We start from the raw sequence: 15701 nt of genomic DNA, 5'->3' as shown, positions 1-15701 counted from the left end.
CGGCACTACTCCGTCACCGCCCTGAAGCGCATCTCGACGATGAAATTCCGGGTCTTCGCCTCGCGGCGCGAGCGGCTGGAGAGAAGATGCAGATTGACGAGAGAGACCCCGGCAATCGGCAGCGCCGCATCGTCGAGCAGGCTCGTCACACGAGCGGTGATCTCTCCCGCACCCTTGCGGCCATTGGCATCGCTCCAGATCTGCAGCGACAGGAAATGCTCCTCGGCCTTTTCCGTGGCGGTCGAATAATCCCTGCTTTCAAGATCGCCGATAACGATGCATGGCAGAACCGCGCGCGGCAGAAGCCGGTCGACAATGCCGCCGGGGATGAGCGCCGTCAGCACCGCATCGCCCGTCAGCCGTGCGAAAATCGCCTGAAGAAGCGGGTTTGCGGCGCTCATCGGCTTTCCTCCTCGCAGCGGCAGACGATAAAGCGACATGTCTCATCCGGGTCCATCACGGCCCGGATCGCCAGAATGCGACGGCCCTTGCGAAAGCGCATGCCAACGGTGATGTCATCGCGGTAAGCCAGCCAGACGCGGTGGGTGATCGTCACGCCCTCGGCCGAGGCCCGTTCATGGGATGCCTCCGAAACGGGTTCGATCGCAGCCCAGAGCGACCGCAGGAAATTCCAGCTTTCCGCAGCACCACCCTGCCCGTCCGGCGTTTCGGTCCGCACGTCCAGTTCCAGCCGCGCCGTCAGCTTGCCGGGATCGAGAAAAACAAGGTTCATGTCTCAAAGCCCCACACGGCAGAAGGGCGCAACCAGCCGCTCGTAGCCGGCGGGAACGGCGGCGGGCTGGTTTTCCGGGGCGACAGCACCGCGAAAGGCGAACATCTGCGCCACATGCATCAGTATGGCGCGTTTCAGCGTGTCGGGCACATCCGTTCCCGCTTCGCCGTAACCGGTAATGAAATCGATCTCGATGCCGTTCATCGCCCGGCCGGGAGCCGGCGGAGCGCGCAGCCACAGCCTTGCCGGCCGCGCCGCACCGTCCAGCAATTTTTCCCCGACGGTGATATCCGCCGAATGCCCCTCACCGTCAAAAACCAGAATCGTTTCGATGGCTTGCACCGGTGTCCTGCCAATCAGAATCACGCCCGTCTGCGGCCACCGGTCGAGATAAAGCCGCCAGGTCTGGCGGAGGAGGCAAAGCCCGCTCGTGCGTTCCAGATGCTCGCGGGCGGTGCGGATGAGCGCGGCAAGAAGCACGTCCTCGTCGTCGCTGTCGAGGCGCAGATGCGCCTTGACCTCGGCAAGCGTCAGCGGCTCCGTCTGCGGCGGATGAATGAGGGCATAGGTCATGGGGTCTCCGGAAGGACGGCAATCAAAGAGTGAGCGAGCGGTGGCGGCTTGTTGCCTTCTCCCCAAGGGGGAGAAGGTCGCGGCAGCGGGATGAGGGGGTGACGGTAGAGATATTCCGCAATGTTGCCCCCTCATCTGCCCTTCGGGCATCTTCTCCCCGGCGGGGAGAAGAAAGGGCCCCAAGGTCCGCGGTCAATTCACCCCGAATTTGACCAGCTTGATCGCCTCGAAGTTCTGCACGCCGCCGCCCACGCGTTTAGTGGTGTAGAACAGCACATAGGGTTTGGCCGAATAGGGATCGCGCAGGATGCGCACGCCCGTGCGATCAACGACGAGATAGCCGGCGCGGAAATCGCCAAAGGCGATGGCAAAGCTATTGGCCGCCACATTCGGCATGTCCTCCGCTTCCGTCACCGGGAAGCCCATCAGCGAGGCCGGCTGGCCCGCGGCGGCGGGCGGGTGCCACAGATAGGCGCCGCTGGTATCCTTGAAGCGGCGCAGCGCCCCTTGCGTCTTGCGGTTCATCAGGAAGGTGCCGTTCTGGCGATGGCCGGCCTTCAGCGCATAGACGGCGTCGAGCAGCACATCCATCGGCCCGGCGGAAGCAAAGCCGGACGAAACGCCGGTCGCGACATAACCGATGTTACCCCAGCTCCAGCTATCATTGGCGACGGTGGTATAGGAGAGGAAACCCTTGGGCTTGCTGGCGCCATCGCCGGCGATGAAAGCGGCGGCCTCCTGTTCGGCGAAAGCGATGTCCACCTCGGAAGCAATCCAGGCCTCGATATCGACTGCGGCGTCATCCAGCAGGCCCTGCGTGGCCGCCGGCATGGCGTAAAGCTCCATCGTTGGAAAGGAAAGCTCGGCAAGCTGCGGCGTTGCCGTCTGCGGTCGTGCCGCCGTTTCGGAGACCCAGCCGGTCGTCATGCCGCCGGGCGAGAAGGGTTTCTTCAGCACGGCGGCGGAAACCTGCCGCACGGTTGCCAGTGCGCGGATCGGCGAAATCGCCGTCATGCGCCGGCCGATCTCGCCATCCGTCTCGCTCGGCAGCAGGAAGCCGCCATCGGCTCCGGTCGAGCCGGCAAAGGCCTTGGCCTCGAGATCGCGCAGCGCGCCTTCCTCACCGCGGCGGATATAGGCCTCGAAAGCGGCCTTGTGCTCCTCGGCATCGTGGGAAAGCGCGTCCTTGCGGCCAAGTGCGGGGCGCGCTTTCCTGAGCGCCAGATCGTCCATGATCCTGCGGTTGTCGTCGAGCGTCTTGTCGATGCGGTCGAGCTTGTCGCGGGTCACGACATCAGCCCCCATCTTGCGCTCGATATCGGCAAGCCGCTGGTCGTTGGTTTCGCGGAAGGCCTCGAAGGCCTCCATGAACTCATCGAAGGCGGCCGTCACCGTATCGGGCACGGCCTTCACCTGCGGTGCAACAGTCATCGGGGCCGGTTTCGTCATCTGTTCTGTCATGTCGTTTCCTTGTGGGTGATTGTCCGGAAGTCAGCGTTTGAATGCCGTGTCGAACAGCGAGCGGGCAGCGCGACGCATGTTGCGCACCAGCTCGGTCTCGCGGTCGCGGAAGAAGCGGGCGTGCTTGACGTCGGAAACTCGCGCGGACGGCAGCATCGGGAAGGTCACGACCGAAATTTCCCAGAGATCGGCCTCCAGAATGCGCCGGACGCCTGAGCCCGCCGCCTTGCCGGAGCGCCCATCCTTACTGGAACGCCCCTCTTTACTCGAACGTACGGTGCGAAAGCCGATCGACAGCCCGTCCAGCGCGCCGGTCTTCATCAGCGAATGCACCTCGCGGGAGCGGGCGACGCCGGGCGCGAGGACGCCCTCCACATAAAGGCCGCGCTCATCCTCGCGGATGGTGCGCCAGGCGCCGATAGGCTCGGCAGGGTCGTGCTGATAGAGCATGCGGATGCCGGCCGCGCCACGCTCCTCGATGGAGCGGCGGAAAGCCCCGCGCTCGATGACATCCTGACCGAGATCGATCTCGCCGAAGACGCTGGCATAGCCGGAAAAGGTGCCGTCGCTGGTAATGCCGCGCAGCTCCAGATTGGCGAATTTGCGCGTGGCGGGACGCGGCCCGCGATAAACGTGCATGGAAAACTCCTGCGATGTGAAGGAAGTGTCAGGCGCGCGGGCGGGCGCTGTAACGGTCGGCGATGCGCACCAGCACGCCCAGCCCCCACCACGCCCCCATGCTGGCGGCGGCGGACCCCGCCACCATGATTTCCCGCCCCGAAAGCGCGCCGGCAATATCGAGCTGCTGCACGATCCACAGGCCGATCGGCCCGCCGAAGATCATGCCGCAGGACACGCCGGTGATGAAACGACTTGCGGCCTCGCGTTTGCTTTTCGGCAGGAGGTAAACGAGCGATACACCCGCGCCCGCCACGGCGCCGGTGATGCGGGCGGCCCAGATGCCGGCCTCATTGGCGAATTCAGACATGGGTAATCATTCCGTTCTAGGATGTTGTTATCGGGCGGACGCGCCGCGTCGCACGCAGGCGCTTTTTGCGCGCCTGCGCCGGGTGATTTTGTGAGTCTTCGGAATCGCTTGGGCAGAAGACCTCACAGGGAGATTCCGCTTCTTCAGAAAATGATTGAACACGAGGCCGGGGCTTCGATCCCGCCGGGTCGGTGATCAATAACCGACGGCTTCGCGCTTTTCTTCGTCACTCAGGAACGAGGCCGCGCCGATGCGTGCCCAGAGCGCATCCCGCTCGCCGGCAAGCCCGGCAATCCGGTCGAGATCAGGTTCGAGCCTCAACCCCGAGCCGAAGACCGGAGAAAGCCAGCCGCAGAGCCTCGCCGCCGTGCGATAAACGAGCGGCAGGACGGTCAGACGATAAAAGGCGCGGTTCGCCTCCTGGTAATTGGCATAGGTATTGTCGCCGGGAATGCCGATCAGCATCGGCGGCACGCCGAGCGAGAGCGCGATATCGCGCGCCGCGCCGTTGCGGGCCTCCAGAAAATCCATGTCGCGCGGCGAAAGACCCATGGCCTTCCAGTCCAGCCCGCCTTCCAGCAACAGCGGACGGCCGGCATTCATCGCCCCCTGATAACCTTCCTCCAGCTCACGCTTCAGCCGCTCATATTGCTCGGTGGAGAGATTGCCGCCTTCCTTCGGCTGGTAGACCAGCGCCCCGGAAGGCCGGGCGGAATTGTCGAGCAGGCGCTTGTTCCACTGGCTTGCGGCATTGTGCAGATCAAGCGCGGCCCCTGCGGAAGCGAGCGGTGCAAAACCCGCCCGATCATCCAGCGGATGAAAGAGTTTCAGGTGCAACAGCCCTAGCCCGTCGCGCTCGGCGGCGATGCGCCGGGATGCCCGGCCCTCGGCACGGTAATCAAAGGCCACCGGCCAGCCGTCCGATCCTTCGACGATGCTCACCCGGTCGGGCCGCAGGAGATGCAGTTCACGCAACTGCCCACCCACCGTTAACGGCTCGATATAGGCATTTCCGGCCAGCATGAGGTGGCCATAAAGCGCCTCGAAAAAATCCGGCCCACCCATATGGGCGCTCGGTTTTAAAAGCAGCGCCAGCAGCGGATGATCGGCCAGTTCCTCTTCGCCATCATAGAGCAGCCAGCTGACCGAGGCGGATGTTTCCGCCACCATGCGGGCGGCGCGGTGCGCCACCGGGTTTTTCATGAAACCTTCGCGGGCAAGTGCGGCATAGGACCGGCCGGACCAGAAGGCCTGCCCGCCCTGCACCGCCACCGCCATGAAGCCATCAGCCATTTTCCGGCTTTCAGGCACGGCTCTGCCATCCGCCGGGCGCTTGCGCGGCAGGGAAAAGGGAAATCGCATGGAGTTGTCCTTGTTTTGATGGCCGCTCAAGTCCCGATGCCCCTCATCCCTGTGCTTTCACAGGGATCCAGCCAGCCCAAGTCTTTGGGCTGGGAAGAGTCCTTTCGCCGCGCAGACGCGCGTCGGCTGGATTCCTGTGACAAGCACAGGAATGAGGGAGATGGGGCCTCAGCCCTACGACAAAGGAAAGATTTGCGCCCGTTATCAGTAGACTACGTGCGGATGCGAGCCACCTTCGCAGGCGGAAGCGGACGTTACCGGATCGGCGCTTTCACCGCCGTATCGCTGTCGAAATCTGCGGCAACGCGGGTCTCGCGCAGCGGCTTTACCGTGCGGGTCGAAAGATCATAGGCGGGATCGGCCTTGTAAGCCGCCAGCGCCGCCTCGTTTTCGAACTCGCCATAGACGATGAAATCGACCGAGTTGCCCCATTGGTCCTTCTTCACGTTCTCGCCGATTTCCAGTTTCAGCGAATGCGGTATCGCGGTGAGGCCGGAAAGCCCCTTGCGCACGGCGTCGCGGTTTTCCTCGGGAACGGTGAAAAAGACGATATGGCGGATCACGGTGTCACCTGTCATGCAAACTTAAAAAGGCGGCCTTTTCGGTACCGGGTAACGGGTTATCATCTGGCCCGCCCGGGTTCAATCCGGGCAGCGACAAGCGCGTGATGAAATGCGCGCCCGTAACCGCCTACAAGCCGCGCCCTGTCGCTGCCATTGATGATGGCCCGGGCACCATCCCAATCCTCGCACCTGTCGCTGAAGAAATCTGAGAGCCTGCGGCCGGTGAAGCCGCCGCCCGACATGCCGTGAATCAGGATCGTGGTGGCCACCTCCGCCTCCATGGCCCGCTCCGGCCGCTCCAGAAGGTCAACGCCAGTCAGCGCCGACATGGCCTCGTAATTGCGCCGATGCGTCAGCTGCACGAAGCCGCGCCCCAGCCAGCTCTTACCCTCGGTGTCCGGCCGCCAATAGGGCTTGCGCACCATGGGCAACCTGCCCGCCGCAAAGGCGCGGTCGAGCCTTGTCATCGCTTCCGCGTCGCTTGCCGCCAGGGTTTCGCGCACGGGCTGCATGGTCGCTGCCGTCTCGTGAAAGGCCGTCGCCAGCATATAGGCGAGCCAGCGCGGATCGCCGCCCGGCATCGCCTTTTCGAACCCTGCCAGCATCGTTTTCGTGCCGGCAAGCTGGGCGGTGCGCAGGCGACCGCGAAAAATAGAAATCCGCGCCGACGCGAAGAATCGCGCCTCGTCATAAGCCATGACTGCTCCTGAAAATGATGGGCGATATGACGCCGGGTTTTTCCACATGACAGTCGCCGGAACTAAATCGATTTGAAAAAACCTTAATCGATTTTAATCCGCGCCCCGTGGTTTTGGGGTAAAAAATTCCTTGAATTCCGGAACCTTAGCGCGCTAACTCCATTCACCGCGCAATCCTGCAGCGTTAACCATTCAAGGAGGAATGCCATGACAGCGACAATCCCCCAGACCGTTTATGACCGGCTCGAAAACGAGTGGCGCCAGATGCGCGAAACCGGCTCCCAGCCGAAACCGGCACAATCCCCGAAGAAGTAATATCCGCCAGACGCCCGAATTCGGGCGTTGACGGTACCCCGCTTTTCTTCTCCCCGCCGGGGAGAGGAAACAGGCGGCATCCGCTCGACCGGTAATTGCTCTCATTCACGGGAGCCAATCGTCGCTGACCTCACATCCCCCGCACCTTCGGTTCACTCACCACCATGGTCGTCAACGCCGTGATCGCCCAGACGAGCGCATCCAGCCGGTCCGGCGAGCGTCCTGAAGAAAGACCATCCGGCCCGAAATCCGTCATCTGGTCTTCGAGCTTTTCAAACCGTGCGGCGTGGCACACCCTGCCCTGCTCGTAGAGTGCCGCAACCGGTTCGGCGCGGGTGAACTTGCCGCGGCTTGCCCGCACCAGTGTCAGCGGCAGGTTGGCGTCCACGCTCTGCAGCATGGCCCGAACCATCTCTCCGCCCTGATTGACTTCTGCAACGACCCGGTCCGCCTCGTGGCCGCGAAAGGCGGCGACCACGGCGCGGGCCCAGCCGGCCGGCGTTTCACCCTCCACCGAACAATCTGCCAGCACCGTAAGACGCCCGGATATGCCGAGCCCCGCCACGACAATGCCGCAGCAGGAATGTTCACCGGCACCTGCGGGCGGATCTACCGCCACGACGATGCGCGCAAGCGGTTCATGTCCCGCATCGATGATCGCTTCCAGATCGGCGCGTTTCCACAGCGCGCCCTCGCGCTCATCGATCAATTCGCCGCCGATTTCCTGACGCCCCAGCCGCGTGCCGCCGTAACGGTCCTGCATGGCTTTCAGAAAACCGGGCGAGAGATTCCGCGCATTCATCGCCGTCGGCATTCGCGCCACCCGTGTCGAGGGATCGGCGAGAAGCGCCTTCAGCAGCGGAATGGGCCGCGGCGTGGTGGTCACCAATTGCCGGGGGACCTCACCCAGACGCAGGCCGAATTGCAGCATGTCCCAGGTTTCCTGCGGATATTTCCATTTGCCGAACTCATCCGCCCAGGCCATGTGGAATTGCGGGCCACGCAGGCTTTCCGGGTCTTCCGAGGAAAACACCTGCGCCATCGCGCCATTCGGCCAGAGCAGCCGCCGGCGCGACACCTCGAAGGCGGGGCGATGGCGGCGGGCGATGCGGCAGATGCCGGAAATGCCGTCGATCATCACCTCGCGGGCGTCGCCCAGCGTCTCGGCGACGAGCGCGATGCGCAAATCCGACTGCTTGCCGGCGGAGGCGACATGATGCACCCATTCCGCCCCGGCTCGGGTCTTGCCGGAACCACGCCCGCCGATCAGCAGCCATGTCCGCCAGTCGCCTTCCGGCGGCTGCTGCGGCAGGTTGCCGATGAAGCGCCAGTCGCGCAGGAGGTTGAAGACCTGTGCCTGAAGGCTCACTTCGGTCAAAACGTCCGCCATGCCTCAATCAGACCCCGCCGGAGTGCCGGACGCTGCCATCACCTCCAGCCTCTCGCGGCATTTCTGCTCGGCCAGCTCGTCGATGCGTTTGAGGAAATGCGCCACCGCCGCCTCATAATCCTGCGTATCGTTTTCATCCTCGCCCATCAGCGCTTGCCGCTCTTCCGCCAGCACCCGTTGCAGCGCGTCGATCCGCTCCAGAGTGCGGACGATGAGCGACAGCTGATCCGTTGCAACTTTCACATCGGCACGGGCCTGCTTGCCTTCCGTGTCGTCGGCATCAGGCAAAAGCCCCGCCTCGCCCGACTGCCGAAGATTGCGATACATGCAGACTTGATCGCGCATCTCCTCCGTCAGCTCGTTCAGCAACTGCCGCAGACTGCCGTTGCGCGCCGCATCTTCGGCGGCCAGCCTGTCTGCCCGCGATTTGATCTCAGGCGCGGCCTCATCCGCATAAGCAGGCCTGTCCGGCCAGGCTCCGTAGAGCGCCGGGTCGCAATTATGAGCATTAGTCATCGGATTGGCCTGGGAGGGAAATGGAGATGAACATGGGCATGCGACGCGGTTCATTTGCGGGTGGCGCCTCCCCACAGCCCTCATTCCTGTGCTTGTCACAGGAATCCAGTCGACGCGCGTCCGCGCGGCGGAGGGAGGCTTTTCAGCCCAAGGACTTGGGCTAGCTGGATTCCTGTGACAAGCACAGGAATGAGGGAAGAGAGCAAAGCCTTGTTATTCGTAAAATCCAGCGCTCTGATATTTCTGAACCAACCGCGACCCAGCCGCAAATCTCCGACTGTAGCCAAACACTATCAAACCACCGTCACGCTGTAAAGGATTATTTTCCTATCATCGTGATTTTTGTCCTCACCACAGGATTTGCACCCTCGTCCGCCACATATTACACTCGACGCCGGATGGTGAGCAGAAGGGGCGAGTCAAGTTGGTGAAACAATGGGTTGGGCGGTTGTTTGCGGGCCTTTCGGCAACCGGCATCGTCTTTGGCGCTATTCTGTTCTGCGCCTCACTTACCCCGTCGCTCCTGCCGCGAACCTGGCTGATGCAGGGTGTGCTGTGCGGCTTTTCCTTTGCCATCGGTTATTTGATCGGTGTCGCCCTGCATGCCGTCTGGGCCTATCTCGAACTGCCCGAGCCCTCGCGCCACAATATGCGCGGCATTCGCTTTCTCATCGCGCTCGCCGCCGCCATCACCGCAATCGCGTTTTTATGGCAGGCGAAGGACTGGCAGAATTCCATCCGCGTTCTGATGGAGCTCGATCCGCTGCCCAGCGCCCACCCCACCAAGACCGGCGGCCTTGCCGTGCTGGTCGCCGCCGTACTTATCGGCGCAGGCCGGCTTTTCCAGCTTATCCGCCGGTTCTTTGCGGCGCGCAGCGGTCATTTCCTGCCGCGCAGACTTGCCAATGTGCTCGGCATCGCGGCAGCAATCGTCCTCTCATGGATGCTGCTGAACGGGCTGATCTTCGATATCGGTCTCAGATTTGCGGATTCTTCGCTGAAACAGGTGGATGCGCTGATCGAGCCTGACGTGCCGCGCCCTTCCGATCCGCTCAAGACCGGCAGCAGCGCCTCGCTGATGGCGTGGGAATCGCTCGGCCGACGCGGCCGCGAATTCGTCGCCGAAGGCCCTGATGGCGCAGACATATCCGCCTTTACCCATCGCCCGGCAAAGGAGCCGCTCAGGGTCTATGCGGGCCTCAACTCGGCTTCGACGCCGGAAGAAAGAGCGGCCTTGGCGCTGGCGGAATTGAAACGGGTCGGCGGTTTCGAACGCAAGGTGCTTGTGGTGGTCATTCCCACCGGCACCGGCTGGATCGATCCGGAAGCACTCGATACGGTCGAATATCTGCATGACGGCGATATCGCCAGCGTCGCCGTGCAATATTCCTATCTTTCCAGCTGGATCGCCTTGCTGACGGAGCCGGATTACGGTGTCGAGACGGCACGCGCTTTGTTCGAGGCCGTCTACGGCTACTGGACCACGCTGCCGAAGGAAACGCGGCCGAAGCTTTACCTGCATGGCCTCAGCCTCGGTTCGCTCAATTCGCAGAAATCTTCCGATCTCTACGATGTGCTGGCAGACCCCTTCCAGGGCGCGTTGTGGAGCGGTCCGCCCTTTTCCAGCCCGACATGGCGCATGGCCACCAATGGCCGGGTGAAGGGCACGCCGGAATGGCTGCCGCGTTTCCGCGATTCCTCCGTCATCCGCTTCGCCAACCAATATACGACAGCCCATATGCCCGATGCGGAATGGGGGCCGATGCGGATCGTCTATCTGCAATATGCCAGCGACCCCATAACCTTCTTCGAGGCCGCCTCACTTTACCGGCGGCCGCAATGGATGGTGCATCACGGGCCTGACGTTTCCACATCCTTCCGCTGGTTCCCGGTCGTCACCCTGCTGCAGCTCGGTCTCGATGTCGCCGCCGCCACCACGGCACCGATCGGTTACGGCCATGTCTATGCGCCGGAACATTATATCGATGCATGGACGGAAGTAACCGCGCCGGGTGGCTGGAGCCCTGAGGAAATCCAGCGGCTGAAGATGCTCTTCAAAGCCCGCCGCGGTTCCACCGATCCGGCGTGAGCGCGGCGGGCTCGCCTGGAGCCTCAGCCCTTCAGCCGGTCCAGATTGTCGGCGATATAGGTCTCCAGTGAACGCGGCGCATGGCCGGTCAACGTTTCGACATCGCCAGTCACCACGGCCGTCCAGCCTTCGCGCACGGGATAAAAGATCGAGGCGAGGAACGAGGCGTAGTCCTGCGGCACGCCCGCGCCGGTGAGAATGCCGATGAAGACCTCATCCGAAACGGCAGCGTAAGAAACCGGCTTGCCGATCGCCTGCGAAATCAGCGCGGCCGCTTCGCCGTAACCCAGGGCTTTCGGACCCGTCAGGTTGAAAGCCTTGCCATTGAAGGCGTCAGAGGTCAGCGCGGCGGCGGCGCTGTCGGCGATATCGCGAACATCGATAAAGCTCGACTTGCCCTCGCCTGCCGGAACGGCGATCTGGCCATGGTCGATGCCCGCCTTCCAGTAGCTGTGGAAATTATCGGCGAACCAGTTGGGGCGCAGGATGACGTAAGGCGTGCCCGACGCAATGATCTTCAGCTCGATCTGGCGATAGGGAATGGAATCATCGGCATCGACGCCGAGGACGCTGAGGAACACGATCTTCACCTTGCGGCGCGCGGCCTCCTCGACAACGGGCGTCAGCGCGTCGATGGCATCCAGACGACCGCCAGCCAGGATGAGGAACAGACGGTCAACGCCATCGAAGGCATCCGCATAAGTCGATGCGTCGGTATAATCGAAACGCACGCCTTCCGCGCCGCCCGTGGCGTTGCCGCTACGCGAGGCCGCCTTAACGCTTTCGCCTTTGGAAAGCAGCGCTTTCACCAGCGGCGTGCCGATGGTGCCTGTCGAACCGATTACGAGTATCTTGCCTGTCATCTCAAATCTCCGTAGTATCTAATGGAAACCATGTTTCGAAAACACAGGTACTGCGTTTGCGAAATCATGAAAAGAGAGCACTTTTCGGTTATCTGGTATCCTCGCAGAAACCGGGATGGCCCTGAAACAACGGAACAAACCCATGGAACGTATCTATGACGTCTATGAAGACCGCTGCCCCACCCGCATGGTGCTGGACAGGATCGCCGACAAATGGGCGCTGCTGATCCTCGACCGGCTGCGGGTGGAAGCGGTGCGTTTCAACCTGCTGCGGCGGGAGATCAAGGGCATTTCGCAAAAGGTCCTGTCGCAGACGCTCAAGAAGCTCGAACGCGACGGGCTGATTTCGAGGCAGGTCTTTCCGACTGTGCCGGTGACGGTCGAATATTCGCTGACGCCGCTGGGGCGGACGCTGACCGACACGGTGGCGGCGCTTGCCCATTGGGCGGAGGGCAATATCGACGCGGTGATGGCGGCGCAGAGGGCTTATGATGAGCGGGCGGTGGTTTAGGGTAAGGTCACCGTCCTTAACCTCCCTCATTCCTGTGCTTGTCACAGGAATCCAGCCAGCCCAAGTCCTTGGGCTGAAAGGACCCTTCCCGCCGCGCAGACGCGCGTTGGTGGATCCCTGTGACAAGCACAGGGATGAGGAAGGAGAGAGCGTCCGGAATAACCATCAGCGCTGCGCCTGTCGCACTCCCCAAATCCCTACCGTGAAATCCGCGTCGAAAGAATGATCGACGACAACGTCCGCTCCACGCCGTCAAGCGCGCCGATCCTGTCGATCAACCGGTCGAGGTCAAGGATCGAAGGAGCGGCCAGAATGGCGATGAGATCGAAGGTCCCGCTCACCGAATGCAGCGTCGTCACCTCCTTGATGGCGGCAAGTGCCGCCGTCACGCCAGGCAGCGCCTTGGGTGCAATGGTGATCAGCACATGGGCGCGCACCAGCCCGGAAAGATAGCTTTCCGAAAGCCTCAGACCATAACCGGCAATCACCCCGTCCGCCTCCAGCCGCTCAATGCGGGCCTGCACCGTGGTGCGCGAAAGGCCGAGTTTGCGCGCCAGTTCTGCCACCGGCATGCGGGCATTTTCGGAAAGCAGGGCGAGCAGCGCCCGGTCCTTGTCGGCAATCGTCATAGTGACCAATCCTGTCGTCTAATTGCTCAATATTAACCCTCTATCCGCACATAGTGAAGCTGCGAATCGTCAAAAAAAGCTGGCATTCTGTCTTTAAAGCGCATCCGGTGCGCAGACATGCGAATTTACTGCGGGGAACAAAAACATGAAAAACATTGTCGTCATCGGCGCGGGCAATATCGGTTCGGCAATCGCCTGGATGCTGGCCGCATCAGGCGATTATCGCATCACCGTCGCCGACCGTTCGGCCGATCAGCTGGCCAATGTGCCGGCGCATGAACGGGTCGATACCGAAATCGTCGACATTACCGACCGTCCCGCTCTGGAAGCACTGCTAAAAGGCAAATTCGCCGTGCTCTCCGCCGCCCCCTTCCACCTGACGGCGGGTATTGCCGAAGCGGCCGTTGCCGTCGGCACGCATTATCTCGATCTCACCGAAGACGTGGAATCCACCCGCAAGGTCAAGGCGCTGGCGGAAACGGCCGAAACCGCGCTCATTCCGCAATGCGGCCTCGCCCCCGGCTTCATCTCCATCGTCGCTGCCGATCTCGCCGCCAAGTTCGACAAGCTGGACAGCGTGCGCATGCGCGTCGGCGCTCTGCCGCAATATCCGTCCAATGCGCTCAACTACAACCTCACCTGGAGCACCGACGGGCTGATCAACGAATATATCGAGCCCTGCGAAGCGATCGTCGAAGGCCGCCTCACCGCCGTTCCGGCCCTTGAGGAGCGCGAGGAGTTCTCGCTCGATGGCATCACCTACGAGGCGTTCAACACCTCGGGCGGTCTCGGTACGCTTTGCGCGACGCTGGAAGGCAAGGTGCGGACCATGAACTACCGCACTATCCGTTATCCCGGCCATGTGGCGATCATGAAGGCGCTTTTGAACGACCTCAACCTGCGCAACCGCCGCGATGTGCTGAAGGACCTGTTCGAAAACGCCCTGCCCGGCACCATGCAGGATGTGGTCATCGTCTTCGTCACCGTCTGCGGCACCCGCAACGGCCGCTTCCTGCAGGAAACCTATGCCAACAAGGTCTATGCCGGCCCGGTTTCCGGCCGCATGATGAGCGCCATCCAGATCACTACCGCCGCCGGCATCTGCACGGTTCTCGACCTGCTCGCGGAAGGCGCCCTGCCGCAGAAGGGCTTCGTGCGACAGGAGGAAGTGGCGCTGCCGAAGTTCCTCGAAAACCGGTTTGGCCGGTATTATGGCTCGCATGAGCCGCTGGCGCGGGTTGGGTGAGAAATATAAACCGGGCGAGAAAATATCTCCTCCCATTCCTCCGTCATACCGGCCTCGAGCCGGTATCCAGCCAGCTCAAGTCCTTGGGCTGAAAAACCCTTCTCGCCGCGCAGGCGCGCGGCGGCTGGATGCCGGATCAAGTCCGGCATGACGGCGAAGGTGACGAATCCATTACGTCCCGCAAAATGTCCTGAACACCCGCTCATGGCTCATCGGCGGCTGCATATAGACGAAATTATCCGGCCGCTCTTCGAAAGGCGTCGCAATCGCCTTCAGCATGGCGTGGAAGGGCTCGAAATCATCCTCTTCAACCGCCGCTTCGATCAGTTCCTCGATACGGTGGTTGCGCGGGATGATGGCGGGATTGGCAGAGAGCATCGCGCCTGACCTTTCGGAATCGGAAATCCCCTCACGACCGGCTCGTTCCCGCCAACGGGTGAGAAATTCGTCCGCCCCCGCGATATCGATGAACATGCCGCGGAATGGCTCGGCGTCGCCATTGGCCGCATGGGAAAGACGCCGGAAGGTCAGCGTATAATCCGCTTCCGATGCCTGCATCAGCGCCAGCAGCGCCTGCACCAGATCCATGTCGCCCTCTTCCTCGGTCGTCAGGCCAAGCTTTTCGCGCATGCCGGTAAGCCAGCGTTGGGGAAAGGCGGCGGCGAAATCGGCGAGAACGGCGTTGGCGAGTTCGGCGGCTTTTTCTACCTGCGGATCGAGCAGCGGCAGCAGGCATTCCGCCAGCCTTGCGATGTTCCATTGCGCGATGCCCGGCTGATTGTTGAAGGCGTAACGGCCCTGTGCATCGATGGAGGAGAAGACCTTGTTGGGGTGATATTCATCGAGGAAAGCGCAGGGGCCGAAATCGATGGTTTCGCCGGAGACCGCCATATTGTCGGTATTCATCACGCCATGGATGAAACCCACCATCATCCATCGGGCGATGAGTTCGCATTGCCTCCCGGCGATGCCGCGCAGCAGGGCGAGGTAAGGATTGTCTGCCTCTTTCGCCTCGGGATAATGACGGTCGATCACGTAGTCCGCGAGGTTTTTGATCGCCTCGTCATCCTCGCGCGCGGCGAAGAACTGGAACGTGCCGACACGGATATGGCTTGCCGCAACGCGGGTGAAGACGCCGCCCGGCAGGCCGACTTCGCGCTGCACCCTTTCGCCGGAGAGGACGGCCGCCAGCGCCCGCGTGGCGGGAATGCCAAGCGCAAACATCGCTTCCGACACGATATATTCGCGCAGCACCGGGCCAAGGGCCGCACGGCCGTCTCCCCTGCGTGAAAACGGCGTCGGGCCGGAGCCCTTGAGCTGGATATCGCGGCGTTTGCCGTTAATGTCGATCACTTCACCAAGTAGAATGGCGCGGCCATCGCCCAGCTGCGGCACGAAGCCGCCGAACTGGTGGCCGGCATAGGCCATGGCCAGCGGCTCGGCCCCCTGCGGCAAGACATTACCGGAAAAGATCGCCGCCAGCCTTTCATCATCAAGGCCGGCCACATCGAGAAGGAGTTCGTCGGCCAGCCCGCGATTGAAAGCGATGAGGCGCGGCGCCTTCACCGGCGTCGGCAGCACGGCGGCGCTGAAGCGTTCCGGCAGTCGGGCATAGGAATTGTCGAATTTCATCACGGATAAACTCCCTGCTTTGCCCCTATATGGGGCCGGAAGGCGGCGGATGCGAGCGATAAATGCCGCGCCTCCTCCATCGCCTCATTCAATTTTGCGCAATGAACTTTCCCGCGCCATCATCGTTCCTAT

At 62.4% G+C, this 15701-nt stretch carries 17 protein-coding genes; 3 read left to right on the top strand and 14 right to left on the bottom strand.

Annotated elements, in window-relative coordinates; translation table 11 throughout:
• Positions 1–5: 5 nt before the first annotated feature.
• From V6R85_RS00905 to V6R85_RS00855, 11 genes are all read right to left on the bottom strand, one after another.
• Positions 6–401 carry a DUF3168 domain-containing protein gene (locus V6R85_RS00905; RefSeq protein ID WP_111835064.1) on the bottom strand — a complete coding sequence of 132 codons (396 nt, stop codon included), beginning with the start codon at positions 399–401 and terminating at the stop codon, positions 6–8.
• Complete coding sequence (locus V6R85_RS00900; RefSeq protein ID WP_111835065.1) at positions 398–733, bottom strand: phage head closure protein; 336 nt, start codon at positions 731–733, stop codon at positions 398–400. The genes V6R85_RS00905 and V6R85_RS00900 overlap by 4 nt, the downstream gene beginning before the upstream one ends.
• Positions 734–736: 3 nt before the next feature.
• Positions 737–1306 (bottom strand): head-tail connector protein, encoded by a 570-nt coding sequence (locus V6R85_RS00895; RefSeq protein ID WP_111835066.1) that lies wholly within the window; start codon positions 1304–1306, stop codon positions 737–739.
• Between the two features lie 192 nt (positions 1307–1498).
• Entirely contained in the window at positions 1499–2767 is a 1269-nt protein-coding gene (locus V6R85_RS00890) for a phage major capsid protein (protein ID WP_111835067.1), read from the bottom strand.
• 30 nt (positions 2768–2797) lie between these two features.
• On the bottom strand, positions 2798–3406 hold the full coding sequence (locus V6R85_RS00885; protein WP_003509185.1) for an HK97 family phage prohead protease: 609 nt from the start codon (positions 3404–3406) through the stop codon (positions 2798–2800).
• A 28-nt stretch (positions 3407–3434) separates the two neighbouring features.
• Positions 3435–3755: a DUF6107 family protein gene (locus V6R85_RS00880; RefSeq protein ID WP_003509186.1), complete on the bottom strand. Its 321-nt coding sequence runs from the start codon at positions 3753–3755 to the stop codon at positions 3435–3437.
• A 195-nt stretch (positions 3756–3950) separates the two neighbouring features.
• A complete protein-coding gene (locus V6R85_RS00875; protein ID WP_003509188.1) occupies positions 3951–5117 on the bottom strand; it encodes a phage portal protein in 1167 nt (388 codons plus the stop codon).
• A gap of 254 nt (positions 5118–5371) precedes the next feature.
• On the bottom strand, positions 5372–5680 hold the full coding sequence (locus V6R85_RS00870) for a Dabb family protein (RefSeq protein ID WP_031233658.1): 309 nt from the start codon (positions 5678–5680) through the stop codon (positions 5372–5374).
• A gap of 59 nt (positions 5681–5739) precedes the next feature.
• Entirely contained in the window at positions 5740–6378 is a 639-nt protein-coding gene (locus V6R85_RS00865) for a hypothetical protein (RefSeq protein WP_111835068.1), read from the bottom strand.
• A gap of 445 nt (positions 6379–6823) precedes the next feature.
• Positions 6824–8083, bottom strand: coding sequence for a DNA-packaging protein (locus tag V6R85_RS00860; RefSeq protein ID WP_162695605.1), 1260 nt, complete (start codon positions 8081–8083; stop codon positions 6824–6826).
• Between the two features lie 3 nt (positions 8084–8086).
• Complete coding sequence (locus V6R85_RS00855; RefSeq protein ID WP_080866012.1) at positions 8087–8599, bottom strand: hypothetical protein; 513 nt, start codon at positions 8597–8599, stop codon at positions 8087–8089.
• A 448-nt stretch (positions 8600–9047) separates the two neighbouring features.
• On the opposite strand from V6R85_RS00855, the gene V6R85_RS00850 reads away from it, so the two are divergent.
• Positions 9048–10688 carry an alpha/beta hydrolase gene (locus V6R85_RS00850; protein WP_162695607.1) on the top strand — a complete coding sequence of 547 codons (1641 nt, stop codon included), beginning with the start codon at positions 9048–9050 and terminating at the stop codon, positions 10686–10688.
• 23 nt (positions 10689–10711) lie between these two features.
• Here V6R85_RS00850 and V6R85_RS00845 read toward each other — a convergent pair whose 3' ends face one another.
• Positions 10712–11551 carry an SDR family oxidoreductase gene (locus tag V6R85_RS00845; RefSeq protein WP_111835070.1) on the bottom strand — a complete coding sequence of 280 codons (840 nt, stop codon included), beginning with the start codon at positions 11549–11551 and terminating at the stop codon, positions 10712–10714.
• A gap of 142 nt (positions 11552–11693) precedes the next feature.
• Between V6R85_RS00845 and V6R85_RS00840 the strand changes: the two genes are divergently transcribed.
• Positions 11694–12062 carry a winged helix-turn-helix transcriptional regulator gene (locus V6R85_RS00840; RefSeq protein WP_003509204.1) on the top strand — a complete coding sequence of 123 codons (369 nt, stop codon included), beginning with the start codon at positions 11694–11696 and terminating at the stop codon, positions 12060–12062.
• Between the two features lie 197 nt (positions 12063–12259).
• Here the strand turns inward: V6R85_RS00840 and V6R85_RS00835 are convergent, their stop codons facing one another.
• Positions 12260–12691 carry an Lrp/AsnC family transcriptional regulator gene (locus V6R85_RS00835; RefSeq protein ID WP_052817598.1) on the bottom strand — a complete coding sequence of 144 codons (432 nt, stop codon included), beginning with the start codon at positions 12689–12691 and terminating at the stop codon, positions 12260–12262.
• Positions 12692–12836: 145 nt separating this feature from the next.
• Here V6R85_RS00835 and V6R85_RS00830 point away from each other — a divergent pair, with 145 nt between their 5' ends.
• Complete coding sequence (locus V6R85_RS00830; protein ID WP_080866011.1) at positions 12837–13937, top strand: saccharopine dehydrogenase family protein; 1101 nt, start codon at positions 12837–12839, stop codon at positions 13935–13937.
• Between the two features lie 171 nt (positions 13938–14108).
• On the opposite strand, the gene V6R85_RS00825 is transcribed toward V6R85_RS00830, so the two are convergent.
• Positions 14109–15569 (bottom strand): protein adenylyltransferase SelO, encoded by a 1461-nt coding sequence (locus V6R85_RS00825; protein WP_060726105.1) that lies wholly within the window; start codon positions 15567–15569, stop codon positions 14109–14111.
• Positions 15570–15701: the final 132 nt, after the last annotated feature.

Source organism: Agrobacterium sp. CCNWLW32, from assembly GCF_037083425.1.
GTDB classification, from domain to species: Bacteria; Pseudomonadota; Alphaproteobacteria; order Rhizobiales; family Rhizobiaceae; genus Agrobacterium; species Agrobacterium radiobacter.
The sequence above is the reverse complement of the archived record's forward strand: the minus strand, read 5'-3'. Positions and strand labels throughout refer to the sequence as shown.